This window comes from Priestia megaterium, assembly GCF_023824195.1.
In the GTDB taxonomy this organism is placed as follows: Bacteria; Bacillota; Bacilli; order Bacillales; family Bacillaceae_H; genus Priestia; species Priestia megaterium_D.
This window is the reverse complement of sequence record NZ_CP085442.1, coordinates 5,060,458-5,086,807: the sequence shown is the minus strand read 5'-3', so window position 1 is coordinate 5,086,807 and position 26,350 is coordinate 5,060,458. Positions and strand designations below refer to the sequence as shown.

The following is a 26,350-nucleotide window of genomic DNA, read 5'->3' as shown; positions in this document are numbered from 1 at the left end:
GTTATTCTCCTACTTGTTCAATCTGTTCAACTTTTTTATTTAGTTCTAATTCATATTGCTTGCGATTTAATGAAGCGATTGTATCTAGAATTAATCCACAGACGAAAGATAAAACACCTAACACCATCAATCCAGTTGCTAAGATAGATGAAGGTACTTTGGTAATAAAGCCTGTATCAAAAAATTCATAAAGTACTGGAGCACCAACAGCTAATCCTGCGACAATAAACAACACTGTCCAAATGGAGAAGAACTGAAGCGGCTTGTACTCTTTAAATAACGTAAAAATCATTCGTAACACTTTAAATCCATCAGAGAACGTATTAAGTTTCGATTCGCTGCCTTCAGGTCGATCGCGATAATCGATCGCGATTTCTTTTAGGCGGAATCGTTTATCTAACGCGTGAAGACTCATTTCTGTTTCAATTTCAAATCCCGGGCTCATCACAGGTATTGATTTTACAAATAATTTATCGTACGCACGATAACCTGTCATGATATCTTTAATGTTACTTTTGTACAGGCCGTTAATTAAAGAACGTACTAAGTTGTTACCAAAATTATGGAAAGCACGTTTGTTTTCTTCGAGATACGTTCCGTTTGATAAACGATCTCCAATGACCATGTTAGCTTCTCGATTTCTAATAGGCTCAATTAATTGATGAACAAATTCTGCAGGATACGTATCATCCCCATCTACCATGACATAACAATCTGCATCAATTTCTTGAAACATTGAACGTACAACGTTTCCTTTTCCTTGCTTGAATTCTTTTTTGACGATTGCCCCGTGTTCAAGTGCAATTTCACTTGTGCGATCTTTTGAATTGTTGTCGTACACATAAATATCTGCACTAGGCAGTTCGCGTTTGAAATCGTCAATTACTTTTCCAATTGTTACTTCCTCGTTATAACAAGGAATTAAAACTGCGACTTTCATTTTTCCACCTCATCAAAAAAAATTGTTGGGAGTTGTTCAGCAATTACATCTACTGTGTAGCGGTTTGCTGTTTGTAACGCCTGTTGAGACATTTGCTGTTTCACATCTTCAGGAAGATTAATAAAAGCCTGTAGCTGTGAAGCTAGTTCGTCTACATTTTTAGGCTCAAAGAATAGACCATTCTTTCCGTCTATAATGTAATCTTTTAGACCACCAATCTGACTCCCAATTACGGGTGCTCCGCAAGCCATAGCTTCGAGGCCGACTAAGCCCAAACTTTCTCCTTTTCTTACGGTCGGAAACACGAATGCTTCAATCGCATTATATACGTAAGCAAGAGAGGACTGAGGAAGCAGAGGGAAATGGATGACTTTTTCCTCTAGGCCCAGAGTCTTGATCATTTCCTTAAATGCAGCTTCGTCTTTTCCGCTTCCAACGTATAGGTATTTGTAAGAAGTGGGCGTTTGTTGTTCAGCTTTTGCAATTGCTTGCAGGTAGTATTCCCATCCTTTACCCACATCAATGCGGCTTACACATCCAAGATAACGGGTAGTAGGATCCAAGTTTAGTTCTTGATAAGCTTTGCTTTTATCTGCATAAGGGTGAAACAGATCTTTATTCACTCCTCCGCTTGGAAAAATATAGATTGGGTTATGAACCTTATATTTCTCTTCAACGAGCCCTTTATAGTAGGGAGAAGGAGTAATAATTTTAGTGGAATGGTGCAATAAGTCATTTACTCTAGGCTGATATTTTTCCTGTGAAGCTACTTCAGGTACAACATCTGAACCATGCACGTTTGTCACAATCTTCACATTCTTCTTTAGCTTTTTGAGAATTAGCAGCGGAAGAGCATTATGAGATGCATAATGTACGTAAAGATAGTCGTAGTTTTTTGTTAAGCCCGTCACAATGACATTAACATAATGAGAAGCATAGCTAAAAAGCTTGCTTAATTTGCTTGTCTTTTTTTGCATGACAATTTTATCAACTTGAATATCATGTTGAACTAAAATTTTTTCAGTGTTTTGAACAAATACACCATAGCTCGGGAATTGTTCAGAAGGATACATATTTGAAATCAACAAAATTTTCATGATTGTTTCACACCTATTTTTCTTTATTAGTTTATGATAATGACAACGGGTGTTCATTTAAATAGAGCTTACATGTATCATCTTACTATTAAGTTGAGCGATTTCATTGATAAACATGCAAAAATGGGTTGCATATCGCCAACATCACAATATTATAGCACACCTACTTTTTAAAATGCGAAAGTTTATCGGACACTTCTAAAACGATAGATAAAGCAGCAAAGAAGATGATTTTCACATAATCATAATCACACGAAAAAAGCGAACGCTATTCGTTCGCTTTATGTCACTTATTTCACTTCAACGCTTACCCCAAAATGGTCGGAAACAACGGGATAATGTATGCCGTTAAAAATCACAGTCGATGACTGAATATCCTGCGCATGACTTGATAGAATTAGATCAAGGCGCAGTGCCCGTTCATTATCATCCCATCCAGCAATGTTACCTTTAACTGTAATACCGCTATCTTTTTTATTCGATAGAGTATACGTATCATAGAGGCCTTGGCTCAACAGGTAGTCGTAACCTTCATTTCGTCTATGAGCGTCATTATTAAAGTCTCCAAGTAGAAAAAATGGGTTATCTTTGTGTACATGAGCTAGCAGCGTATCAACTTGCTGCTTGAATGGCTCTTCCTCGTCATCCCACCAGCCAAGATGACAAGAATAAAACGTAAGGAGTTCTTTTTCATATTCGATTGTTGCTCCAACAATTCTTCTCGTTTTCCAATAGTCAATATTTGACGTTTGTGAAACAAAAAATGAATGCTCTTCAATAATCGGGTGTTTCGTTAAAATGGAAATTCCTTCTTCATACACTTCATAACCTATATGAGATAAATCCCATACCAATTGATAGTCTTCACCTTGCTTACCCAGTTCTTTTGCTAAAAGCCAAGCGTAATTATCGCTACGAATGTAGTCATGTACATAAGGTGCGTCTATTTTTTGGCTTACTTCCTGTAAAGCAATGACATCATATTTTTCTTTTTTAATTACTTCAGCTAGACAAGATAACTTGTCTAGCTGATTTTCCTCTTGCCAAGAGTGGCAATTTAACGTTAATAGCTTCATTATGTTAAGCTCCTAACAAATCTTGAATGTCGGATTTCAAAACATCCGCTTTAGGTCCATAAATAGCTTGTACCCCTTTATCTTTCAAGATTAAACCAAGGGCTCCGTTTTGTTTCCACTCACTTTCTCCTGCAACGGCATGTATATCTTTTACCGTCACACGTAAGCGAGTCATACAAGCATCAACGTCTTCAATATTATTTTCTCCGCCAAGCAGTCCAATAATGACTGGGGCAAGCGAATCATTTTTCACCTGCTTGCTGCTTGTTGCAGTTGTTTCTTCATCGATATAGTTTCCGTTACGTCCCGGCGTTGGGAAGTTAAAACGTTTGATTAAGAAGTTTGCCACTCCGAAATTTAAGCCAAAGAATACAAGGCAGGCGATGACAAAGTTCATTAAGTCAGCCCATAGTCCGGCTTTGATAATCATTGGTGTACGTGTTAATAGTTCAATTACGCCAAATGAGTGTACGCGAACATGAACAATATCAACAATGGCAAAAGCCAGTCCCGTCATAATGGCGTATACGACGTATAGGAGAGGTGCCGCGAACATGAACATAAATTCAATCGGTTCTGTTACGCCTGTTAAGAAAACAGCTAGTCCAGCTGAAAAGAACATTGAACGATATTTCGAACGTTTGTCAGGATCTACGTTACGATACATTGCTAAAGCGATTCCAATTAATGACGCACAAGATAAAATCATCTGTCCTACTTTAAATCGTGCAGGTGTAACGTCATGTAAGAGCTGCTTGTAGCTATCCATATCTCCTGCAGCGCGGAAGTTATTTAAATCTGCAATCCAAGCAAGCCACAAAGGATCTTGACCGGCAACAGTGGAACCTGCTCCAGAACCCGTTAAAATTTTGTACGTACCACCTAGCTCCGTGTAGTTCATAGGAACTGTCAGCATATGATGAAGACCAAACGGAAGAAGCAGACGCTCTAATGCTCCGAAAATAAATGGTGCTAGAATAGGAGCTGTGTCTCTAGATGTTGCAATCCACTGTCCGAAGCTGTTTAGCGAACCTTGGATAAACGGCCATACAATGGATAAAAGCAGTGCCGTTACAACTGAACCACCGATGACCACAAATGGTACGAAGCGCTTGCCGTTAAAAAACGAAAGGGCTTCAGGCAATTTATCATAGTTGTAATATTTGTTGAATAAATTCGCGCCTAAAAAACCAGCGATAATTCCTACGAACACTCCCATGTTAAGAGCGGGAGATCCTAAAATAGATGTGAAGTAGTCTTTTACAACTAATTCTTGTCCAAACAGTGATTGAACCGTTGCTTTTGAATCTGAGAGCATTTCTGCTTTAACTCCGAAAATGGCTCCTGTAATTCGATTAATAAGAATGAATGCAATGAGTGCAGCAAATGCACCGCCAGCACGTTCTTTTGCCCAAGATCCCCCGATGGCAACAGCGAACAAGATGTGAAGATTTGTAATGATACCCCAGCCTATATCTTCCATCACGCGTGCAATTGTTTGTACAGCAGTGATGTCTCCCCCAGTCATTGCAACTAGTTTTCCAAGTGAAATCATAATACCAGCTGCGGGCATAACCGCTACTACTACTAATAAAGCCTTACCAAACTTCTGCCAAAAATCAAATGAAAAGAACTTCTTCATAGTTTTTCCCCTTCCCCTATGTATGGGTTTTCATTTTATTTTTTGATAAACTATATTTTCAAGATAGTGCAACCGTTTGCATAACCTTATTGTAATAAAAGGGCTTTCATAATGCAATACTGTAATTTCTCTTTTTTGAAAAATTTATTCATGAATTATAAATGATGAAAAAATTTTTATGATAAAGTGAACAATATCAACGGTATTTTAACATGATGGAATATAATAAAAGCATTCAAGTAATGGCATAAAGACAAGTACAGAGGAGGATAATATGAAAAAAGAAGAGCTACAAGCGATTATTTTTGATTTAGACGGTGTTATTGCAGATACGGTACATTTATATTATAGAGCAAATAAAAAAGTAGCAGATCAACTTAACGTTTCGTTTTCTGCAGAACTGAATCAGCAGCTGCAGGGAATCAGCCGAGTGAAAACTGTAGAGCTCATTGCTGCACAAGGCAATGTACATCTGACAGTGGAAAAAAAAGAACAGCTTTCTTATGAAAAGAATAAGCATTATCAAGCATTAATAAGGGAAATGACAAAGGATCATCTACTTCCAGGAATACAATTGTTGTTAGAGGATTGCAAAAAACAAGGCATTAAAATGGGAATTGCTTCTTCTAGTTCAAATGCAAATACTGTAATAGATTCGCTAGGAATACGCTCTTTTTTTGATTGCATTGTGGATGTGAGAAAAATAAAGAAGGGAAAACCAGATCCAGAAATATTTTTGACAGCTGCCGATCAATTAAAAGTAAAACCCTATGCATGTGTGGCCATAGAAGATGGAGAGGCCGGTATAAAAGCTATTAATCAAACAGATATGGTTTCTATCGGCGTTGGTAAGCATCTGAAAGAAGGGGATGTGAATTTTCACGTATATTCAACAGCTGATTTGCATTTAAAGACGATCAAAGAGGTTTTCGAAAAAGCAAGAAAAGGAACAGATTATAACAGCGCGTATACAAAAAATTAGTAAATCTTTTACATGCAAGTAGCAAAGCGCAAAAAAACATATGCTAGAATAAAATAAGAGAGCAAAGATACATAGGAAGGGGTACATCATGATTAAATGTATTGCGATCGATATGGATGGAACTTTAGTAAATAGTGAACAAGTTGTAAGTAAAGAAAATGCCCAAGCAATTAAGACAGCTCAAAAGGCAGGGGTGGAAGTTGTTGTTGCTACGGGACGTTCTTATGAAGAGGCCCGTTATGTTTTAGAAGAAGCAGGACTTCATACATATTTAATTTGTGCAAACGGAGCAGAGCTTCGGAATCCACAAGGGGAAAAACAATATTCAGTAGGCATGACGATGGAATCTATTCGCGAAGTAGAGGAAATTTTTAAGAAGTTTCAATTGTACTTTGAAGTCTATACAAGTGAAGGTACGTATTCAAATGACTATGAAAAAGCTTTGTCGGTATTAATGGATATTTATTTAAGCGCTAGCTTAAAAGATAATTATGAAAAATCGTTAGAAGCGGCAAAAGAGCGTTTCAATAGTGGCAGAGTAAAGCTTATTGAAGAGTATGAAGCGTTGTTTCAAGATCCAAACAAGGACATTTATAAGCTGCTTGCTTTCTCTTTTGACGAAGAAAAGTTAGAACAGGCAAAAATAGAACTTGTGAAGTTAGATTCTATTGCAGTCAGTGCATCTGGTAAAGAAAATATTGAAATAAATGATGAAAATGCTCAAAAAGGAATTGCGGTTACATCATTTGTTCAAGAACGCCATATTTCTTTAGAAGAAACGATGGCCATTGGAGACAATTATAACGACGTATCGATGTTTCAGCGAGTTGGACGTGCTGTAGCGATGGGGAATGCCCCTCAAGAAATTAAAGAGTTTGCCCATATCGTAACAGGAACAAATGACGAGCACGGCGTAGCTCAAGCTATTTTAAATGCGCTTGAAACAGTTAAACAATAAGCAATATTAAAAAGAGGTTGAGACATAACTAAATTAATCCAACCTAAAGATGAACAAATGGGATACATGAGCTCGTATGGACCGCTTATGAAACCGCAGTTGATTTTCGTGCAAGACTTCGCTTTCCGCGGGCGGCCGGTGAGCCTCCTCGTCGCTTGCGCTCCTGCGGGGTCTCACCTGGTCCGTTTTTCCCGCAGGAGTCTTCGCCTTGCCCTCCAATCAACAGCTAAAAGCAACGAAATAGATGAAAGCTACGTTCACCATAACAAAAAAAACGAACCACTAATCAAACATTTTGATCAATGGTTCGTTTTTCACTTCGGCTAAAATACTTTTGTCCCAGCCTCTTTTAGTTTGTTACTTTCTCCTTGTTACGACGGTATGCACCGTGGTTTGTTGGTCCAACATATTGATTTAAAGCAAATGAATGACGAATTGCTTCTGTAATAAATTCTTTTGCTGTATAAATAGCTTGTTTGACGTCACTGCCTTTTGCCAATTCAGCAGCAATCGCAGCTGAGTATGTGCATCCAGCACCGTGCGTAAATGTCGTTTCAATACGTTCAGACTCTAAGATCTCAAACATCTTTCCATCATAAAGCAAATCGATTGCTTTTTCGTGCGCCAATTTACTTCCGCCTTTAATCAATACATATTCGGCACCGAGGTCAAAAATTTTGACGGCTGCTTCTTTCATTTTATCCACCGTTTTGATAGGACCAAGTCCGCTTAATTGACTAGCTTCAAATAAGTTAGGCGTTACGACTGTTGCTTTTGGAACTAGTACATCACGCAAGCTGACAGTTGTTTCAGGGTGAAGCGCTTCGTCTTCTCCTTTACATACCATCACAGGATCTACTACGACATTTTTTAAACCATATTCTTCAATTGTTTTTGCGGCTAGTTCAATAATTTCCACTGAGCCAAGCATACCAGTTTTTAGAGCTTGTACGCCTACGCCTTTTACAATTGTTTTCAACTGCTGTTCAACAGTTGAAACTTCTTGTGGAAATACGTTATGAGACCAGCTGTTATCGGGATCCATTGTTACAATTGTTGTTAAAGCTGTCATTCCGTAAACACCAAGTTCTTGGAATGTTTTTAAATCCGCTTGGATACCAGCTCCGCCGCTGCTATCAGAACCAGCAATGGTTAATGCTTTATTCATTGTCATAAAAAATCCTCCCGTATTTTAAGTTCATAGAGAAAATAGAGTAAAACTTCTACCGGGTGGCTTTTAGCTGCCCCATGTGTTTTAGATGAATTTCTTCCATTCACTTTTTCTTCTATTTTATCGCTTTTAATGTAGATATTCAATTTCTAAAAGCTGTATGAATCCTAAGTGTATACTTTTGTCTTAGCCTCTTTTACCTTATGGTACAAGCACTCTTTCTTTTCATGAATAAAATAAAGAGAAACTTAAGAAAGGGTGATTCACATAAAAAAACATTACAATCATGACAGTTATAAAGACGGTCCTTATTCTTTCGATAAATCACAACTTCAAAAGAGAAATCACAAAGATTGTTATATGAAATCGAATTTAATAAACGATAACTTCAAAACTGTTAAGACAGGTACTTTAAATGTTTGTATAATCGTATTACCAGGAGCTAAAGTTGATAGAAACTCCAAAGATAATCAGTCTACAGTTCCTAATCGCGTAAAAAGAGACATAGCGGCTGCTAATAGAATATGGAAACAATATGAGAAAAACCAATTAATCCGAGGTGTTACATTTACTATTACACGTTCATTTGTTTTTTTGGAAAACATCAGTGGCATTGTTAGTAATGCGGAAAATTTTCCAATTGGAGGGGCTAGTCATCTTACAATGGTACAAGCAATGCTTAAAACTGGCCAAAAAGTTTGTCAAAACGCTGATGTATATGTATTTTATATGAATGGAAATAGATTTGGGCCTATTAATTTTGACTATTCATCTACTCTTGCTGTAACTTATAACTCTTTTCCGCTTATTATTATGACAAATGCAAGTACAGATGAGTATCTTCTCGCCCATGAATTAGGTCATTTTATGTTTATTACGAATCGGTTTAACGAGACAGATGATCCAGAACCTTTTCATGAACTAGATGGAAATCATAATAGAATGCCTAGTAACCTTATGTTTCCTACTCCTGAATTCTGGCCAATAGTACCGGAGATTACCGGTGAACAGATACACAAAGCTTTAAATAGTCGTGTTTTTTACAGCTAATTGTTGTTCATTCAAAATAAAAACGTCCTTAACAGAGGGTTAAGGACGTTTTTCACTGTCTATTAGATAGAAGCTAATTCTTTTTCAAGAGCTACGTCTACTGATACATAATCGTAACCTAAATCATGTGCAACTGCTTCGTACGTAATGGCTCCGTTTGCAACGTTCACTCCTAATTTTAACGCTTCGTTTTGAGCGATTGCTTTGTGAACACCTTTAGAAGCAATTTGAAGTGCGTAAGGTACTGTTACATTTGTTAAAGCAATCGTTGATGTGCGAGGAACTGCTCCCGGCATGTTTGCAACTGCATAGTGTACAACACCGTGCTTTTCATAAGTCGGCTGATCGTGTGTTGTAATGTGGTCGATTGTTTCAACAATACCACCTTGGTCGATTGCTACGTCAACAATAACAGAACCTGGCTTCATTGTTTTCACCATTTCTTCTGTTACTAGTTTTGGAGCTTTTGCACCTGGGATTAATACTGCGCCAATCACTAAATCTGACTCCGCTACTGCATCCGCAATATTGTAAGGATTTGACACTAGCGTATTGATTTGGTTGCCAAAGATATCGTCTAATTGACGTAGACGTTCAGGACTTAAATCAATAATTGTTACATCAGCACCGAGGCCGATTGCGATTTTTGCAGCATTTGTACCAACACCGCCGCCTCCGATAATCGTTACTTTTCCGCGGCTAACTCCAGGAACACCCGCTAATAAAATTCCTTTTCCACCGTTTGATTTTTGAAGGAATTGTGCACCGATTTGAGCAGCCATACGTCCTGCTACTTCACTCATAGGTGTTAATAGAGGCAATGTACGATTTACGGCTACTGTTTCATAAGCAATGGCTGTTACGCCGCTATCTTTTAATGCTTTTGCTAGTGCTGGTTCAGCTGCTAAGTGAAGGTATGTGAATAAGATAAGACCTGGTCTAAAATAGCCGTATTCACTTGCTAGTGGTTCTTTTACTTTCATAACCATTTCAGCTTGGGCCCAAACGTCAGCTGCTGTCTCAACAATTTCAGCTCCAGCTTTTACATAATCTTCGTTTGTGAAGTTACTTCCAATACCCGCTTCATTTTCAATTAATACACGATGACCTGTACCAACAAATGATGCTACGCCTGCTGGTGTAATCGCTACTCGGTTTTCGTTGTTTTTGATTTCTTTTGGTACGCCAATAATCATGATTAATTTCCCCCTTGGTCGTTTGTGTACCTTTAGTATAAAGAAAGTTTTATGAAATTTCTTTGTCTAGAAAGAAGAATTGAAGAAGTGGTTTTTGTTTAAACACACAAATGTAAACGCTTACTTATCAGAATTTTTAATTTTTATGTAAGATCATCTAACATCATAAGGAAATAAAAAGTAAAAAAAGAGCTATTCGTTTATTAGAAAATAAATGAATAGCTCAATGTTAAAAGAAGTTACATCATATGTTATTTTTTATATTTCATTAACTTAATATCAATATAAAGAGCCATTTTTTGATTAACGTCCTTTAAGTTAATATCACCAATCTCTGAAATTCGCTTTAACCGATAGCTAAGTGTATTCATATGCACATTTAATTCTTTTGCTGCTTCGTTAATGTTATTATCATTATTTAAAAATACTTCGAGAGTCTCCACCAAGTTGCTATTATGACGAAGATCGTAATCAGTTAGCTTCTTTAAAGAATGGTTTTCAAATTGATCTTGCACGCGCTTTTCTAAAATAACATCAAGAAATTGATAAATACCTAATTCTTGATAGTTAATAATCTCTTTCGTTTCTTCTGGAAACTTACTTTTCATATCTAATACGTTCAAGGCTTCTTTATAACTTTTTTCGATATGATCGTGGGATGAATAAATACTGCTGCAGCTGGCTTTAATTTGAGTAACATCAAAGCGTTCATACATGTTACCTCTAAAATAGTCTACAAAATCTCGCTGTTCATCAAGAGGGTTTTCAACCGCATCCAAAGAAAGCAGTAAGATTAAATCATTGCAATCAATCGTATAAAGAACGATTTTTAAGCGATGCATTGTTTTTAACATATATGAGATTTGGCGTTCAGCTTCAGGCGTAATATCTTCTTGGAAGCGGAAGATAGCAATGGAAAACGTTGATGGAGCCGTAATTTGAGCTTCATAAAACGCTTCTGAAATTTCTTGGCGAGACTTAATGTGACCAGTTAATAATTTCCAGAAAAATTCCTGTGAACGTTCCTCTCGTTTATATTTTCGAATTTGAAGCTGTAGCAATTTGTTTTTTAATACATTCGCAGCTTTTTTTAATAGTTCTACTTCTTCATCGCCTAAGGCTTTCTCAATTTCAACAGCCCAGATGAATCCTAGAACTTCTTCATTTTTCCAGATAGAAATAGCTATACGATCTCCAAGCCCAATTTCATTTATATTTTTCACACGCACAGGTTCATTTGTCTCAAGCAGTTTAGGAATAATGCCTTCTTTCCATAAGTTGTTGATGACTTTTTCCGGAACTCTTCTTCCAATAATCGTGGCAATACGCGCCTGGTCCGTTCTTTCGTCATGGGTGCTATAAGCTAATAAGCGATGATTAGCATCTTCAATTGTAATAGGGCAGTTCAATACCTCGCTAATGCGATCAGCGAATTCTTCAAGCGTATCAAAATTTTCTTTGAACGGATCTTTGATTGGTTTCGTCATATATAAAATCCCTCTTCATAAAACAAAATAAGTACTAGTGCAGCTTTTTAGCTGCAGTAAATATAGTAAAACGGTAACAACCGTGTTGATCATCAATTCATTGAAATGATTAACTGCTTAATATTTTAACAAAAGTAATTGTTTAAGAAAATGTTAAAATGCGTCTAAAGGTAGTTAAGAATGTACGGATGATTAGTAACTACGTTCATTTCACTTATTTTATCGAAATTTTCTTCAAAATAATCAATGTTCGGTGAGCATGATTCTTTTCAAATGTGTATAATAAAACGTATGATTATGGTTATATCAAACTTGAATCTGTAACTTTCTTTATGATATGTTCAGTTACGATTAGGTTGACCAATTCATATTACACATGAAGGGAAGAATTTAACATGGCAAAACAACAAATCGGTGTTATCGGTTTAGCGGTTATGGGGAAAAACTTGGCGCTAAACATTGAGAGCAGAGGCTATTCTGTTTCAGTTTATAACCGCTCTCCTGAAAAGACAGAAGAGTTCCTAAAAACAGAAGCAGAAGGTAAAAATTTTGCAGGTACATACAGTGTGGAAGAGTTTATTAATTCTCTTGAAAAACCGCGTAAAATTTTATTAATGGTTAAAGCTGGTGCTGCTACAGATGCAACAATTGATTCGTTAAAACCATACTTAGAAAAAGGCGACATTTTAATCGATGGCGGAAATACATTCTTCCAGGATACAATTCGTCGTAACAAAGAGCTAGAAGAATTAGGGATCCATTTCATCGGTACAGGCGTATCCGGCGGAGAAGAAGGCGCATTAAAAGGACCTTCAATCATGCCTGGCGGACAAAAAGAAGCATATGAACTTGTAAAACCAATCTTAACAGCTATTTCAGCGAAAGTTGAAGGCGATGATTGCTGCACATACATTGGACCAAATGGTGCAGGTCACTACGTAAAAATGGTTCATAACGGCATTGAATATGGCGATATGCAGTTAATTTGTGAAGCATACTTCATTATGAAAAACGTATTAGGCTTAGAAACAGATGAATTACATGAAGTATTTGCTGAATGGAATAAAGGCGAGCTAGATAGCTACTTAATTGAAATCACAGCTGATATCTTTACGAAAAAAGATGAAGAAACAGGTAAAGCACTTGTAGACGTTATTTTAGATACTGCAGGTCAAAAAGGTACAGGTAAATGGACAAGCCAAAGTGCGCTTGATTTAGGTGTACCACTACCAATCATTACGGAATCTGTATTTGCGCGCTTTATTTCAGCTATGAAAGAAGAACGTGTAAAAGCAAGCAAAGTATTGAGCGGTCCAAATGCAGCTGCATTTGAAGGCGATAAAACTGAATTAGTAGAAGCAATTCGTAAAGCATTGTACATGAGTAAAATTTGTTCATATGCGCAAGGGTTTGCTCAAATGAAAGCAGCTTCTGAAGAATATGACTGGAATTTACAGTACGGTGATATTGCAATGATCTTCCGTGGTGGTTGTATCATCCGTGCACAATTCTTACAAAAAATTAAAGAAGCTTACGATCGCGATGCAGATCTAACAAACTTATTGTTGGACCCATACTTCAAGGATATCGTAGAAGGCTATCAGTCGGCTCTTCGTGAAGTTATTTCAATTGCGGTTAAACAAGGTATTCCTGTACCAAGTTTCTCAAGTGCATTAGCTTACTATGACAGCTATCGTACAGAAACGCTACCAGCGAACCTTTTACAAGCGCAACGTGACTACTTCGGAGCTCACACATATCAACGTGTTGATAAAGAGGGCGTATTCCATACTGAGTGGTTAAAATAAAAAACAAAAAAAGCAGCTGTATACTACAGCTGCTTTTTTTATTTATTCTTTAGGTGAGAAGTTGTCTTCTCCGACCGGCCACCAGTGGAAACCGTCTTCAGCAAGCAATGCGTCTGATTCTTTTGGTCCCATTGAACCTGATTCGTAGTTCGGGAAGTTTTGTGCTTTTTTGCTTTCCCATGCTTCTGAAATAGTATCAACAAATTTCCAAGAAAGGGCTACTTCATCCCAGTGAGTAAAGTTCGTTGCATCCCCAAGCATGCAATCATAAATAAGGCGTTCATAAGCTTCCGGTGTATTCATTTTATCTCCACAGTTATTGCAATAGTTCAAGTTAATCGGTGTGGATGATGTTGCACCTGGCGTTTTACGCGCGTTTAAGTGAAGCGTAATGCCTTCTTCCGGTTGGATATGAATAACAAGCAAGTTTGGATGAATTTCTTTATCTTTATTGAAGTACAGGTTCATTGGTAAGTCTTTGAACTGTACAACAATTGTCGTTGCTTTTTCTTTCATGCGTTTACCTGTACGGATATAAATCGGTACGCCAGCCCATCTAAAGTTATCAATCATAAGCTTACCAGATACAAATGTAGCGGTATTAGACTCAGGATCAACCGAGTTTCCTTCGCGATAGCCGATAACTTCTTCTCCTTCAAGTACACCTTTGCCGTATTGGCCTCGTACAAAATAATCATCTACTTCATCTACTGATAAAGAGCGAAGAGCACGTAATACTTTTACTTTTTCACTGCGAATTTCTTCCGGTGTTAATTTAATCGGCGGTTCCATTGCAAGCAGGGCAACCATTTGAAGCATATGGTTTTGTACCATATCTCGAAGGGCACCTGAAGATTCATAGTAACGGCCACGGTCTTCTACACCAAGCGTTTCGCTAGACGTAATTTGGATGTTTGAAATGTATTGGTTGTTCCACATCGGTTCAAATAGAGCATTTGCAAAACGGATAACTTCGATATTTTGCACCATTTCTTTACCGAGGTAGTGGTCGATACGATAAATTTGATCTTCCTTAAATGCATGGCGAATTTGTTCATTTAATTCTTTAGCAGAAGGATAATCATGGCCGAACGGCTTTTCAATGACTAGGCGACTCCAACCTTCTGTTTGTGTTAAACCTTCATTTTTTAAATTCGAAGCAATTGTTCCGAAAAATTCAGGTGCCATTGCTAGATAGAAAATACGATTTCCAGGCACGTTGTATTGCTCATCAAGGCTTTCTGTTAGGCTTTTTAATTCTTGATAAGAAGCGACATCTGTTACGTCAAACGGTTGGTAATAAAAATGTGAAGCAAACTTTTCAATGTCAGCGTCACTGTTTTTGAAACTGCTCACTGATTTTTTTACATTTTCGCGTAATTCGTCATTAGTCCAAGGTCTTCTTGCGACACCAACAACAGCGAAATCTTCCGATAGTTTGTTCGCTTTATATAAGCGGAAAATAGAGGGGAATAACTTACGTTTTGCTAAATCACCTGTAGCGCCAAAAATTACGATAATGGATTTTGGTTGTACATTTGTCATTACTTCTAGGACCTCACTTTGTCGTAGTTACGTTCAATTTTTTTCCGCTTTAACAGACAACACTTAAATGAAATCTGGGGATTCATTGCCCGTTAAACTCGGCCTTTATAAACAAACGAATGATTGCTTGTTTACCTTTTCCTTTATGTATAGAACTACTAATAAATTGTAACGATTTTAAAGAGTTAACGCAAATAGATTAAAACAATTTGTAGTTATTATTCCATGTTTTTAACAAGTTTAAAAGTATTTTGTTTCGAATACTGAGAAAAAGCTACCGTTATTTTAACAGTAGCTTTTCTCATTTATTTATATTGATACAGGGAACCGATAGATTTTTTTGTTGAAAATGGCAAGTCAGGGCTATCGGCGATGACAAAAATAGGACAGTGCATTAAAAGTGGATGTTTTTCGAAAAAAGAAGCATCAGCGTGATAGATGGACGATAGAATAACAGGGAGCTGTTCTAAAAAGTGAAGGTAGCGTGTAATGGTTTCATCTGTTGATGTATGCGCACCGATGTAATAATACACAGTAAGGGAATAAAAACCTTTATCAAAGACGAAGGATGCTAAATATTCGTTCCGCTCTTTTTGCATATGATCGTAGGCAAATTCAATGCCGATTTGAATGGAAGGAACAGAAGTGTGTTGACCTGGGAAAACGGTGTATTTTCTTGGTATCATCGGTTCAACGGGTGTAACACCCAGGCTGTAGGTTACGTCTATTTGGTGGGGATTGCTGATGATCATATGGAATCCCTCCTTTAATATAAAAATACACTCTTTATAAGTGTATACAAAGTTTCATTGAACATGACAATATTAAAATATGCCCAGGCTCTCAGCATATTTAAAGCAGGCAACGTTTGAGCAGGGGGCAGAGTTTACGATAAAATAACAAAAAAGATTATTATGAGGTGATAAGCAATGAGTATTTTAAAAAATGACTGGGCTCCTTTATTAGAAGAAGAATTTCAAAAAGACTATTACATACAGCTTCGAGAATTTTTAGTGGATGAATATAATCACCACACCATTTACCCTGATAAATATGATGTTTTTAACGCTTTACACTATACGGATTATAAAAATGTAAAAGTGGTCATATTGGGACAGGATCCTTATCATGGACCAAATCAAGCGCATGGACTGAGCTTCTCTGTTCAACCAGGAGTAAAAACACCGCCTTCTTTAGTGAATATTTACAAAGAGCTGAAAAATGAAATGGATTATCACATTCCGAATAACGGTTATTTAGTCAAATGGGCAGAACAAGGTGTTCTTTTGCTTAACACTGTTTTAACGGTTAGAAGAGGAGAAGCGAACTCTCACAAAGGAAAAGGGTGGGAGCAGCTGACGGACCGTATTATTGAATTAGTGGCACAAAAAGAGGAGCCAGTTGTGTTTTTGCTGTGGGGCAAGCATGCACAAGCTAAAAAAGAGCTTATTCATCATTCGCACCATTTAATTTTGGAAAGCCCGCACCCTAGCCCATTTTCGGCTAATCGAGGCTTTTTTGGCAATAATCACTTTCAACGAGCAAATGAGTTTTTGCTCCAACACGGACGTCAATCCATTGATTGGCAAATTGACGATGTGTAAAAGTGAGCATTTCATGAAGATTAGCTTCAGACATAGCCTCCTATTTCATCTTTTGATAAAATAGCTGTATAAAGTCATATTGAATGTAAGATGAGGTGTCTACATGGATATAAAAATGGCGCAGCTCCTTGATAAAATTAGTGCAGAAGTACAAAAAGCAAAGCACCATTCGAATAGTGCGAACGTTCGAGATCAATTGGTTGCCATAAAAGCACTGTGTGAGCTTGCATTAGATCAAAATGGAGAGGTTTCAGTATCGAAACCTGTCTCGGTTTCAAAACCTGTTGTAATGTCTTCACCGGAAATTATGCAATCGCCTGAGATTATGCAGCAACAGATTATTCAGTCATCCAAACCTAATTTTGAGGGAACGAAATTGAAATCAGATGATGCAAACGGCGATAGTCTGTTTGATTTCTAAAGTGAGGAGAAAAACATGAAACTATTTTTAATGATCGGTGCAATCAATGCGATGTTAGCGGTTGCTCTTGGTGCTTTTGGAGCGCATGGGTTAGAAGGGAAAATCTCAGAGAAGTATTTAGAGGTATGGAAAACGGGAGTGCAGTACCAAATGTTCCATGCAATGGGGCTGTTTGTCATTGCGTTTCTATTAAGCAAATTTCCTCAATCTTCTTTGTTAACAGCTTCGGGCTGGATTATGTTCGCGGGGATTGTGCTGTTTTCGGGCAGTCTCTATGTATTAAGTACGTCCGGTATTAAAGTTCTCGGCGCGATTACTCCGCTAGGTGGAGTTGCATTTATTGTGGCTTGGATTTTTATTGTTGTTGCAGCTGTAAAATGGCTATAAAAAAACCCCTGAAAAGGGGTTTTTTTAACGCGGAGAATAATTGCTCAACTGCTGGCCTCCACCGCTAAACGGATAATTATATTTGATTGGACCCTCAAAAGTGATGTAATCGAGATAAACCATAAGCAGTAAATAACGAGTGCCAGTTTGTGGATCACTTAAAATGATATGATCGCGTCCGGCTGCTTCAATTTCCCCTCTAAAGACCTTAGCGTTCCACTGCGTATTATTTTCAAACGTCATATATACAGTCGCTATTTTTCCTCGATTTAAACGTAAAATATTTTCAATATATGATTCTTCAATGGGCAGTTGATTTGGGTCTTGGGGGGCACCACTGCCTCCAGAAGAGGTAGGGGGCGGACCTCCTTGGCTTTGCCCTTGAACCTGCTGGCCGCCTGGCTGGGGCTGCTGCGGCTGAGGCATATAATAAGGGTAGTTTGGACTCATATACGGATTTTGCATATATTGCTGTTGCGGTTGATTAGACTTTGGTTTTTTCATAGGAACCTCCTTCAAACAAAAAGAAATTAGTAAACTCCTGGACAATCAGCTTGAGTTGGTGCAAAGAAACAGTGAGATTTAAATCGTCCTGTGTTATTTTGGTTATACCATTGAGCAGGACAGTCGCCGCTGGGCTTGAAAAACCACAGTGAGTTTTCCGCGGGGTTAAAACGTTCCCCTCTTAATACACGTCGTGCAAGTGTAATTTCAGACTGGCGGGCACGCTGATAAAAGTAGCCTTTTTGAGTTGCTTCAAATCCGCCTGGGTTTTGAAACACCATCTGACGAATGGTTCTTATATTTCTAAAATCTAAACAGGGAGCTTTAGCGCGATTCACGCCTACATTTCCTACCAGTAACATCCCTTGTTTTCCTTCACTTTCAGCTTCAGCTCGAATGAGTCTGGCTAGGAGCTTAACATCTTCTTCGTTGTGTGCAACGACTGCCATTATCCCACCTCGCTTACTTGTGACACTGTTGTATATATATGGTCCTGTAAGTGCGAATATGCCATGGCTAGAAAATAAAAAACCTGTTTCCACTTGGAAACAGGTTTTTTTAGATAAAGCTCATTGATATTTATTGCTCTAGGCATTACAAAAGCGATGAACGCTTTTGCGGCTTAGTTTAAACGTGTAAAAAGCGTGCAATAGCTTCTTCTTTTAATAAATTTCCAACAAAGAAGCTGCCAAATTCCCCGTAGCGAGCACTTACTTCGTCAAAACGCATTTCGTATACTAATTTTTTAAATTGAAGTACGTCATCTGCAAAAAGAGTAACGCCCCACTCGTAATCATCAAAACCAACAGAACCCGTAATGATTTGCTTTACTTTTCCAGCGTATTGACGTCCAATCATTCCATGACTGCGCATTAAGCTGCGTCGTTCTTCCATAGGAAGCATGTACCAATTGTCATTTCCTTGACGACGTTTATCCATTGGATAAAAGCAAACATGACTAGCTTTTGGTAAAGTTGGATATAGTCTAGCTTGGATTTGAGGATTTTCATAAGGATCCTCACCGGCAGGTAAGTAGTTGCTTAATTCAACTACTGATACGTATGAATAAGTAGGAATGGTAAACTCAGCAAGCTTTGTTTTATTAAATTCTGTTTCAATTTCATTTAGTTCTTCCATAGTAGGACGAACAAGCATTAGCATAAAATCTGCTTTTTGGCCGACAATGGTATATAAAGCATGACTGCCTTGCTGCTCAGCTTCAGTTCCTTTCCATTTCTCAATCAAACCTAAAAATTCATGGATAGCCGCTTGACGATCATCGCTTGATAACTGCTTCCAAGCGCCCCAATCGATTGAACGGAAATCATGAAGTGCATACCAACCGTCTAATGTTTGTGCTGCTTCTGCCATTTCGTTTCACTCCTATTGTCCGATTATGATAAATTCCAATTCTACTATATCATAGTTTGTCCGAAGACCTGGAATGAAAAACCTGTGATTTTGTGACTAAACTTTAAACAATTGTCGCAAAGTAAAAACAGGTTTTATTTTAGGTGTTAGCGGAAAATTAAGAATTAAAAGACTTTTTCGTAATCATGGATTCTTGAAGGACATGCCTTTGATTTTTAAAAAAAGTGGAGTATCCTATTATGAGAAAAGTTTTTTACATATCGAGGAGGATTTACTTTGAGTGATTTATTTACAGGTTTAAAACAAAAAGTATCAGCTAGCGATGTATCAATCGTATTCCCAGAGGGATTAGATGAGCGCGTATTAGGTGCTGTTTCTCGTTTAGCTGCCGACAATATCTTAAAGCCTATCGTTGTTGGAAATAAAGACGCTGTAGCATCAAAAGCAGCAGAACTAAACGTAAAATTAGACGGTGTTGAGGTTTTAGATCCTCAAAGCTACTCTGAATTTGATGAAATGGTGGCAGCATTTGTTGAGCGTCGTAAAGGTAAGGCAACAGAAGAAGATGCTCGCAAAATTTTATTAGATGAAAATTATTTTGGCACAATGCTTGTTCATATGAACAAAGCTGATGGTCTTGTAAGCGGAGCTGCTCATTCTACAGCAGACACAGTGCGACCTGCTCTACAAATTATCAAAACAAGACAAGGTGTTAAGAAAACATCTGGCGTATTTATCATGGTTCGCGGCGATCAAAAATACGTATTTGCTGATTGTGCAATCAATATTTCACCTGACAGCCAAGATTTAGCTGAAATTGCTATCGAAAGTGCTCGTACAGCTGAAATGTTCGATATTGATCCTCGTGTTGCTATGCTAAGCTTCTCAACAAAAGGATCAGCAAAATCTCCGGAAACAGAAAAAGTAGCAAACGCAGTAGAAATTGCAAAAGAATTAGCACCAAGCGTAACATTAGACGGCGAATTCCAATTCGACGCAGCATTTGTTCCTTCTGTAGCTGAAAAGAAAGCACCAGGTTCAGTGATCAAAGGAGATGCAAATGTATTTGTATTCCCAAGCCTTGAAGCAGGTAACATTGGTTACAAAATTGCACAGCGCTTAGGAAACTTCGAAGCAGTAGGTCCAATCTTACAAGGTCTAAACAAACCGGTAAACGATCTATCTCGCGGTTGTAACGAAGAAGATGTGTACAAGCTTGCTTTAATCACAGCTGCTCAAGCACTGTAATAAAAAAACTCCGTCCTAGGGCGGAGTTTTTTTATTCGGCTAATGAACCCAATGCTTTTTCGTTGCGGTCATACATGCGCTGCAGCTGCGTCTCAAACAGCTCTTGTTCGGTAGCATTTAAAGGCATATTTACAAGAGAAGAGCTCATACTATTCAGTGTTTGCAGTAAAAGCAGCATGACATCAGAAACGGTTAAATCAATCTGTAACAGCTCAGATAGAGAAGCCATTGTATGAGGCTCGATATCTGGGTATGAAAATTTAGTTTCCGTGTTTTGGAGACCTTTTTTGTAAAACTCTTGAATGAGAGAAGCACGTTTAGAACCGCTTCCTTTAACGCATAAGTAAATTTGTACAGCCACTCCGCCGCGAACGCGTCGTTGTGAAATGCCTGCAAACTTTTGATTACGAATGCTTAAATCAAAGCTGCCGGGACAATAAGAGCCTACGATTTCCTTCGCTTCAATTGCTGGCCCGTAAGATGCAAACATGGCCTTAATCAAATCAAACATGGCTTCATATCCACGATCAATATCAATTCCTTTTTCTGCATCAGGAAAAATTAAAGAAATGTTTAGAACATCCTGATCAAGTACGACAGCGAGGCCGCCTGAATTGCGGACGATTGTTTTATATCCTTGTTCATGTAAATAAGCTGCACCTTCAGCTAAATGAGGTAGCTTTGTATCTTGGATGCCTAATACAATCGTATCGTGATGCACCCAGGAGCGCATGACAGCTGGAGATTCACCTCTTCCAACGGTTGTACAAAGCGTGTCATCGATGGCAAAAGAATGACGGGCATCAAAATGAGGACCTAGACTGGATTGATCAATAATACGCCAAGCGGGCTGTGCTAAAAGCTTTAAACTATTCTGCTGCATATCTCAAACCCCTTTATAAACAGTAAACGAACATATTATAGCATAAAGGCGTCGTGTCATTGGCTGTAAAATAGAAAAAGAAGAAAGAAGAGCCAAGTTTGACATCCCTCTTTCTTCGTTCATGTAGCTTATTCAGCCATTTTCTCAAGATTTCCGTTACGATCCATTTTAAATGTAGTAGAAGAACGTTCTTCTTCATCGAATAGAGCTAACTTTCGCGCACGGTTCATGATTTGCATTAATGTTTCATAGTCTTCTTGAATAGTAGTAGCATTTGCCTCGAGATGTTTGATTTGTTTTTCCAACTCTGTGTTTTTCTTAGCTAATTCTGTATTTTCTTGCATCAAGCGTTTGTTTTCGCTTTGCAATGCCTGTAAATTGCTCGCTTGATTTGGCATTGTTTGCAAAAAGCGAATAACGTCAGCCATTGAAAGCTCCTCACTGCTGCTTTTTTCTACTTGTGTTTCAGATAAGCTATATGTTGCTGTAGGTGCAGACATCATTTGTTCCACATGCTCTACAGATGCTGGTGGCGTATATAATAATTTCTTTTTGCCTTGCTCTTGTCCAAGTGCACGCATGCGCTGTTTTCGCTGTTTTTTGGCTAGCTGAAGTGCTTTTTCATACTGATGGCGTACCACAGCATTCCATCTGAATCCACATGCTGCTGAAGTGCGATTTAATTCATCTCCAACTTCTTCAAACGCATTCAGCTGCGTACTTCCTTCGCGGACATGGCGCAATACTGTTTCAGCTAATAATAAGTCGTTTTCTTCTGTCCAAGCATCTTGTCTATCTTTCACTTTGTTCACTCCTCTATTTTCCATGACTCATAGTAATCATGTTTTGTAGTATCATCATGTACAAAAAATCCATACTTTATACCATTTCTTCTAGGAGTATGATAGATTTTGCTTCCTTCTTTAACTTGCATCGGACTTCAAATAGGGGTAAAATACCCCTTAGACAAAATGATGAACCAATTTTGAAAGGATTGTGTCAACATGGCAAATGAATTTAGAATTTGTGATGATTGTCAGGCAACAAACGTCAAAACGTTGTTACCTCGACTTAAAAAAATAGATGAACAAGCTGAAGTACAAATCGGTTGCCAGTCTTACTGTGGACCCGGACGTAAAAAGTCATTTGCATTTGTAAACAACCGTCCTGTAGCAGCGCCAACAGAGGATGAATTAATCGAGAAGATTGAGAAAAAAGTAAAAAAATAGATAGTGAAACAATAAATAGCTGCTTTTCTGCTACTTATTTGTCGAACGAGCTTCTTACAAACAGAATCGCCTTGTTTGTTAGGTAAATCACCTTGGTTGCTTGACAAGGTGATTTTTTATTCTGAATAGGAAAATAGGAAGTGAGTGTCGAAAAATTATAGCAACAACAAAGTGAAGATAGAGAGGTATGTAAATGACATATCCTAATGAAAAACTCAGTGAAGAAAAAGTATTTAAAGATCCTGTTCACCGCTATATCCATGTAAGAGATCGTGTTATTTGGGAGCTAATTGGGACAGCCGAATTTCAAAGGCTGCGTCGTATTAGACAGCTAGGAACGACATACTTAACGTTTCATGGGGCTGAGCACAGCCGTTTTAGTCATTCCTTAGGTGTTTATGAAATTGTGCGCCGTATTATTGATGACGGTTTTCAAGGACGCCCTGAATGGAATGAAGATGAGCGTCTTCTTTGTCTTTGTGCTGCTTTACTGCACGATTTAGGTCACGGTCCGTTTTCACATTCGTTTGAGAAGGTTTTCCACTTAGACCATGAAGAATTTACACAAGCCATTATCGTAGGTGACACAGAGGTAAATCAAGTGTTAACGAAAGTAGGGAAGGATTTTCCTAAAAAAGTGGCTGAAGTAATCGCGAAAACATATGAAAATAAGCTTGTCGTTAGTTTAATTTCCAGTCAAATTGATGCAGATCGCATGGATTATTTGCAGCGTGATGCGTATTACACAGGAGTAAGCTACGGTCACTTTGATATGGAACGAATTCTGCGTGTTATGCGCCCTCGGGAAGACCAAGCCGTGATTAAACACAGCGGTATGCATGCGGTTGAAGATTATATTATGAGTCGCTATCAAATGTACTGGCAAGTGTATTTTCATCCTGTTACGAGAAGTGCTGAAGTTATTTTGACAAAAATTTTACATCGTGCGAAAGAGCTCCATCATCATTACTATGAGTTCAAGCAGGAGCCAACTCATTTTTATTCGATTTTTGAAGAAGAAATATCGCTAAAAGAGTATTTGAAATTAGATGAATCTGTTATTTTATTTTATTTTCAAGCGTGGGAAGAAGAAGAGGATGAAATTTTATCTGATCTATGCCGAAGATTTATGAATCGTCAGCTTTTTAAATACATTGAGTTTAATCCGAATTCACAAATGAAGATGTGGATGGAGCTTACAACATTGTTTAAAAAAGCGGGCATTAACCCAGATTATTATTTAGTCGTCGATTCTTCAAGCGACTTACCATACGATTTTTATCGACCGGGTGAAGAGGAAGAACGTTTGCCGATTCATCTGTTGATGCCAAATAATGAAGTGCGTGAATTATCACGTCAGTCGGAGATTGTTGAAGCAATTTCAGGGAAAAAAAGAACCGATCATAAATTATATTTTCCACAAGATCTCATTGATCAATTGTCGTCTAAGCGAAAAGTTAAAGATCAGATTATAAACTTACTAAAAGGAGATCAGAGTTAAATAGTATAGGAGTTGAAGGGGCTGTGTTAAACGATCACGCAAAGATTGTGAAAGTATTTTCCGCGGCGGGAGAAGTTGTTGGCAGAAAAAAGTTACAAAAGATGATATTTATCGGAAAAAAGCTGAAGTTTCCTTTTTATGAAAAGTATAATTTTCACTTTTTTGGACCTTATTCTGAGGAATTAACGCTTCGAATTGAAGAGCTGTGTAACTTAGGCTTTTTAAGTGAAATTAAAGAGAAAAAAGGCGGGTATATGCAGTATCGCTACGTATTAACTGAAGCGGGGGAAGGATTTCTAAGTCACTATGACTTAGAACTTCCTCACTTGCAGGAATGTATGAGCGATATGAACGAACAAAGCTCTAAATTTTTGGAGCTTGTCTCTACGATTTTATATTTCGATAATTTACCGAAAGAAGAAGTAAAAGAAAAAGTATTTACGCTAAAGCGTAAGCAAAACTATACAGAAGAAGACATTTCAGAAGCATACAAATATATTGAAAAACTTCAGGCAACGCTGTCTGTCCATTAAAAAAATGCCATAGGTCCACTCCTATGGCATCTTTTTTATGTAGGCGTTATTGATCGCTCATGCGCTTGCCCGCTACAGCGTAATGGTTTTTAGACATTTCTTCGATGATAATGGATACTTTTTCAGGTGCTGCACCTGTTGTTTCCACAACAGCATCCGTTACTTTTTCAACAAGAGCTCTTTTTTGATCATCTGTACGGCCCTCAAGCATTTTAACAGTTACAACTGGCATAATGTGTACACTCCTTTTTGATCATTATATGATTAGTGTACCCGTTTTCTGAATAAAATGACAGTATGAGATAGTGATGGAGGACATAATCTGTAGTATACTTTTATAATAACATCGATATAAAAAAACAGGTGTGGCCAAAGGAAGCCCATCGCTGGTTTTTGAGAATTTTTAGGGCATATTTGAAGAAACCTTGTATCCTTCTTACCGCAAAAAAAGATTCATCTAGTAGATGTGATATGTAAAAATTATTTTAAAATAAAGGAGATAAAGAGTGGAACATTTTTTAGCTTTTTCATTGCAGGACCTTCCTTACGTGGTAATGACGCTTATTGTTGCATTCACGCTGCATGAGTTTGCACATGCGTATGTAGCTTATTTATTTGGAGACCACACGGCTAAAAAGCAAGGAAGGCTAACGCTTTCTCCGCTGGCTCATTTAGATCCATTTGGAACGCTTTTGTTAATTATCGCAGGTTTTGGGTGGGCGAAGCCGGTTCCTGTTAATCGCTATTTCTTTAAAAAGCCTCGTTTAGCTGGTATTCTAGTATCGATAGCGGGACCGTTTAGCAACTTGGTGCTGGCATTTATCGGCTTGCTTATTTATTATTTGATGAATAACGCCGCAGTGGACAACGATGCGCTTTATCGTTTTTTTACATTATTTATTCAAATAAACCTAACGCTAGGTGTATTTAACTTGTTGCCTTTTCCGCCTTTAGACGGCTACCGCGTGATTGAAGACCTCGTTCCGCCGTCCACGCGAGCCAAAATGACGCAGTATGAGTCTTGGGGCATTTTTGTATTTTTGATTCTTGTGATTACACCTCTGGATCGAATTGTGATCTGGCCGCTTCTAAACGGAGCAGCAACGTTTGTTATGAATATCTTTCAGCAGATATTAGCACCACTGATTTAATGAATAGAGGAGGCTTACTATGACTCAGCCAAAAAAGAAAAGTATAGGATTTAATATCATAAAAGACGATTCAACCGACGGCCACGGCGGTTACGGGGTTGGAGCGTTAAGTTTAGAAAACATTTCACCCGTTTTTGTTTGTCCGAGCGATGAAGAAGTATTTGTGGATATCGGTGCCATGCATGCAAGAAGTGTAGTAGAAAAAGGAATTAAATTCTTACCAAATAAAGACGAGGTGCCAAACGGCAAGTTATATTGGCTTGTGTGGGTAACGATTGATCGCAAGCAAGAAGGACCTTACTACGCAGGTATGACGGCATGTGAAATGACCGTTGATCGTGAAATTCGCCGCGGATATAAGTCACTTCCTGAACATGTAAACAAAATGGATAAATCCTTAAAACGACGCATTATGGTAGAAGAAATGGATAACAAGTCTAAGGCTTTGCTTCGTGAGTTTTTGAAGTCTCATAATGAAGAAATCTGGGCGTTATCTAATGATGACTTAAAAGAAGCGCTTCAAACATCGTAATGCTAAAAAAGCTTAAGGCCAAAGGCCTTAAGCT

The 26,350-nt window shown here is 37.9% G+C and carries 29 protein-coding genes; 13 read left to right on the top strand and 16 right to left on the bottom strand.

Annotation, left to right across the window (positions count from 1 at the left end; all coding sequences use genetic code 11):
- Window position 1: 1 nt before the first annotated feature.
- From LIS78_RS26445 to LIS78_RS26430, 4 genes are all read right to left on the bottom strand, one after another.
- On the bottom strand, window positions 2-940 hold the full coding sequence (locus LIS78_RS26445) for a glycosyltransferase family 2 protein (RefSeq protein ID WP_195781528.1): 939 nt from the start codon (window positions 938-940) through the stop codon (window positions 2-4).
- The gene (locus tag LIS78_RS26440; protein WP_195781529.1) at window positions 937-2,037 is read right to left on the bottom strand and encodes a glycosyltransferase family 4 protein; all 1,101 of its coding nucleotides are present in this window, start codon (window positions 2,035-2,037) and stop codon (window positions 937-939) included. Before LIS78_RS26440 ends, LIS78_RS26445 begins: the two co-directional genes overlap by 4 nt.
- Before the next feature lie 290 nt (window positions 2,038-2,327).
- Entirely contained in the window at window positions 2,328-3,113 is a 786-nt protein-coding gene (locus LIS78_RS26435) for an endonuclease/exonuclease/phosphatase family protein (protein ID WP_195781530.1), read from the bottom strand.
- A gap of 4 nt (window positions 3,114-3,117) precedes the next feature.
- The gene (locus LIS78_RS26430; RefSeq protein ID WP_025752447.1) at window positions 3,118-4,755 is read right to left on the bottom strand and encodes a PTS transporter subunit IIBC; all 1,638 of its coding nucleotides are present in this window, start codon (window positions 4,753-4,755) and stop codon (window positions 3,118-3,120) included.
- A gap of 274 nt (window positions 4,756-5,029) precedes the next feature.
- Here LIS78_RS26430 and pgmB point away from each other — a divergent pair, with 274 nt between their 5' ends.
- Window positions 5,030-5,737 carry a beta-phosphoglucomutase gene (gene pgmB / locus LIS78_RS26425; RefSeq protein WP_209150797.1) on the top strand — a complete coding sequence of 236 codons (708 nt, stop codon included), beginning with the start codon at window positions 5,030-5,032 and terminating at the stop codon, window positions 5,735-5,737.
- 88 nt (window positions 5,738-5,825) lie between these two features.
- Window positions 5,826-6,695 carry a Cof-type HAD-IIB family hydrolase gene (locus LIS78_RS26420; RefSeq protein WP_195781532.1) on the top strand — a complete coding sequence of 290 codons (870 nt, stop codon included), beginning with the start codon at window positions 5,826-5,828 and terminating at the stop codon, window positions 6,693-6,695.
- Between the two features lie 85 nt (window positions 6,696-6,780).
- Here LIS78_RS26420 and LIS78_RS26415 read toward each other — a convergent pair whose 3' ends face one another.
- Together LIS78_RS26415 and pdxK are read right to left on the bottom strand one after the other, a co-directional pair.
- Window positions 6,781-6,918 carry a hypothetical protein gene (locus tag LIS78_RS26415; protein ID WP_252284510.1) on the bottom strand — a complete coding sequence of 46 codons (138 nt, stop codon included), beginning with the start codon at window positions 6,916-6,918 and terminating at the stop codon, window positions 6,781-6,783.
- Between the two features lie 126 nt (window positions 6,919-7,044).
- Window positions 7,045-7,869: a pyridoxine/pyridoxal/pyridoxamine kinase gene (gene pdxK / locus LIS78_RS26410; protein ID WP_098547075.1), complete on the bottom strand. Its 825-nt coding sequence runs from the start codon at window positions 7,867-7,869 to the stop codon at window positions 7,045-7,047.
- A 357-nt stretch (window positions 7,870-8,226) separates the two neighbouring features.
- Between pdxK and LIS78_RS26405 the strand changes: the two genes are divergently transcribed.
- Window positions 8,227-8,916: a hypothetical protein gene (locus LIS78_RS26405; RefSeq protein ID WP_252284509.1), complete on the top strand. Its 690-nt coding sequence runs from the start codon at window positions 8,227-8,229 to the stop codon at window positions 8,914-8,916.
- 62 nt (window positions 8,917-8,978) lie between these two features.
- Here LIS78_RS26405 and ald read toward each other — a convergent pair whose 3' ends face one another.
- Window positions 8,979-10,112, bottom strand: a complete 1,134-nt coding sequence (gene ald, locus LIS78_RS26400) for an alanine dehydrogenase (RefSeq protein ID WP_013059863.1) — start codon at window positions 10,110-10,112, stop codon at window positions 8,979-8,981.
- 251 nt (window positions 10,113-10,363) lie between these two features.
- Window positions 10,364-11,599: a PucR family transcriptional regulator gene (locus LIS78_RS26395; RefSeq protein ID WP_252284508.1), complete on the bottom strand. Its 1,236-nt coding sequence runs from the start codon at window positions 11,597-11,599 to the stop codon at window positions 10,364-10,366.
- A 395-nt stretch (window positions 11,600-11,994) separates the two neighbouring features.
- Between LIS78_RS26395 and gnd the strand changes: the two genes are divergently transcribed.
- On the top strand, window positions 11,995-13,407 hold the full coding sequence (gene gnd, locus LIS78_RS26390; RefSeq protein ID WP_013059861.1) for an NADP-dependent phosphogluconate dehydrogenase: 1,413 nt from the start codon (window positions 11,995-11,997) through the stop codon (window positions 13,405-13,407).
- Window positions 13,408-13,449: 42 nt separating this feature from the next.
- Here the strand turns inward: gnd and zwf are convergent, their stop codons facing one another.
- Both zwf and LIS78_RS26380 read right to left on the bottom strand, forming a co-directional pair.
- Complete coding sequence (gene zwf / locus LIS78_RS26385) at window positions 13,450-14,952, bottom strand: glucose-6-phosphate dehydrogenase (RefSeq protein WP_209150792.1); 1,503 nt, start codon at window positions 14,950-14,952, stop codon at window positions 13,450-13,452.
- 305 nt (window positions 14,953-15,257) lie between these two features.
- On the bottom strand, window positions 15,258-15,704 hold the full coding sequence (locus LIS78_RS26380) for a staygreen family protein (protein WP_209150791.1): 447 nt from the start codon (window positions 15,702-15,704) through the stop codon (window positions 15,258-15,260).
- A 177-nt stretch (window positions 15,705-15,881) separates the two neighbouring features.
- Between LIS78_RS26380 and LIS78_RS26375 the strand changes: the two genes are divergently transcribed.
- From LIS78_RS26375 to LIS78_RS26365, 3 genes are all read left to right on the top strand, one after another.
- Complete coding sequence (locus tag LIS78_RS26375; protein WP_209150790.1) at window positions 15,882-16,556, top strand: uracil-DNA glycosylase; 675 nt, start codon at window positions 15,882-15,884, stop codon at window positions 16,554-16,556.
- Window positions 16,557-16,671: 115 nt separating this feature from the next.
- The gene (locus LIS78_RS26370) at window positions 16,672-16,977 is read left to right on the top strand and encodes a YwdI family protein (protein WP_245210640.1); all 306 of its coding nucleotides are present in this window, start codon (window positions 16,672-16,674) and stop codon (window positions 16,975-16,977) included.
- 15 nt (window positions 16,978-16,992) lie between these two features.
- A complete protein-coding gene (locus LIS78_RS26365) occupies window positions 16,993-17,364 on the top strand; it encodes a DUF423 domain-containing protein (protein ID WP_209150789.1) in 372 nt (123 codons plus the stop codon).
- A 24-nt stretch (window positions 17,365-17,388) separates the two neighbouring features.
- Here LIS78_RS26365 and gerQ read toward each other — a convergent pair whose 3' ends face one another.
- The 3 genes from gerQ to hemQ form a co-directional block, all read right to left on the bottom strand.
- On the bottom strand, window positions 17,389-17,868 hold the full coding sequence (gerQ, locus tag LIS78_RS26360; protein ID WP_013059855.1) for a spore coat protein GerQ: 480 nt from the start codon (window positions 17,866-17,868) through the stop codon (window positions 17,389-17,391).
- Window positions 17,869-17,894: 26 nt separating this feature from the next.
- On the bottom strand, window positions 17,895-18,317 hold the full coding sequence (locus tag LIS78_RS26355; RefSeq protein ID WP_016765947.1) for a cell wall hydrolase: 423 nt from the start codon (window positions 18,315-18,317) through the stop codon (window positions 17,895-17,897).
- A gap of 178 nt (window positions 18,318-18,495) precedes the next feature.
- A complete protein-coding gene (hemQ, locus tag LIS78_RS26350; RefSeq protein ID WP_071270019.1) occupies window positions 18,496-19,239 on the bottom strand; it encodes a hydrogen peroxide-dependent heme synthase in 744 nt (247 codons plus the stop codon).
- Between the two features lie 276 nt (window positions 19,240-19,515).
- Here hemQ and pta point away from each other — a divergent pair, with 276 nt between their 5' ends.
- A complete protein-coding gene (gene pta / locus LIS78_RS26345; RefSeq protein WP_013059853.1) occupies window positions 19,516-20,487 on the top strand; it encodes a phosphate acetyltransferase in 972 nt (323 codons plus the stop codon).
- Between the two features lie 31 nt (window positions 20,488-20,518).
- Here the strand turns inward: pta and lipL are convergent, their stop codons facing one another.
- Window positions 20,519-21,370 carry an octanoyl-[GcvH]:protein N-octanoyltransferase gene (gene lipL / locus LIS78_RS26340; protein ID WP_209150788.1) on the bottom strand — a complete coding sequence of 284 codons (852 nt, stop codon included), beginning with the start codon at window positions 21,368-21,370 and terminating at the stop codon, window positions 20,519-20,521.
- Window positions 21,371-21,498: 128 nt separating this feature from the next.
- Entirely contained in the window at window positions 21,499-22,173 is a 675-nt protein-coding gene (locus tag LIS78_RS26335) for an RsfA family transcriptional regulator (RefSeq protein ID WP_029319426.1), read from the bottom strand.
- Between the two features lie 201 nt (window positions 22,174-22,374).
- Here LIS78_RS26335 and LIS78_RS26330 point away from each other — a divergent pair, with 201 nt between their 5' ends.
- From LIS78_RS26330 to LIS78_RS26320, 3 genes are all read left to right on the top strand, one after another.
- Entirely contained in the window at window positions 22,375-22,599 is a 225-nt protein-coding gene (locus tag LIS78_RS26330; protein ID WP_013059850.1) for a YuzB family protein, read from the top strand.
- Window positions 22,600-22,792: 193 nt separating this feature from the next.
- Window positions 22,793-24,100, top strand: coding sequence for an HD domain-containing protein (locus LIS78_RS26325; RefSeq protein WP_013059849.1), 1,308 nt, complete (start codon window positions 22,793-22,795; stop codon window positions 24,098-24,100).
- Window positions 24,101-24,123: 23 nt separating this feature from the next.
- On the top strand, window positions 24,124-24,633 hold the full coding sequence (locus LIS78_RS26320; protein WP_116074869.1) for a YwgA family protein: 510 nt from the start codon (window positions 24,124-24,126) through the stop codon (window positions 24,631-24,633).
- 46 nt (window positions 24,634-24,679) lie between these two features.
- On the opposite strand, the gene thmT is transcribed toward LIS78_RS26320, so the two are convergent.
- Window positions 24,680-24,865, bottom strand: a complete 186-nt coding sequence (gene thmT / locus LIS78_RS26315; RefSeq protein WP_013059847.1) for a 2-hydroxymuconate tautomerase — start codon at window positions 24,863-24,865, stop codon at window positions 24,680-24,682.
- A gap of 274 nt (window positions 24,866-25,139) precedes the next feature.
- Between thmT and LIS78_RS26310 the strand changes: the two genes are divergently transcribed.
- Window positions 25,140-25,784, top strand: a complete 645-nt coding sequence (locus LIS78_RS26310) for a site-2 protease family protein (RefSeq protein WP_116074867.1) — start codon at window positions 25,140-25,142, stop codon at window positions 25,782-25,784.
- 19 nt (window positions 25,785-25,803) lie between these two features.
- Complete coding sequence (locus LIS78_RS26305) at window positions 25,804-26,316, top strand: YwhD family protein (RefSeq protein WP_209150787.1); 513 nt, start codon at window positions 25,804-25,806, stop codon at window positions 26,314-26,316.
- Window positions 26,317-26,350: the final 34 nt, after the last annotated feature.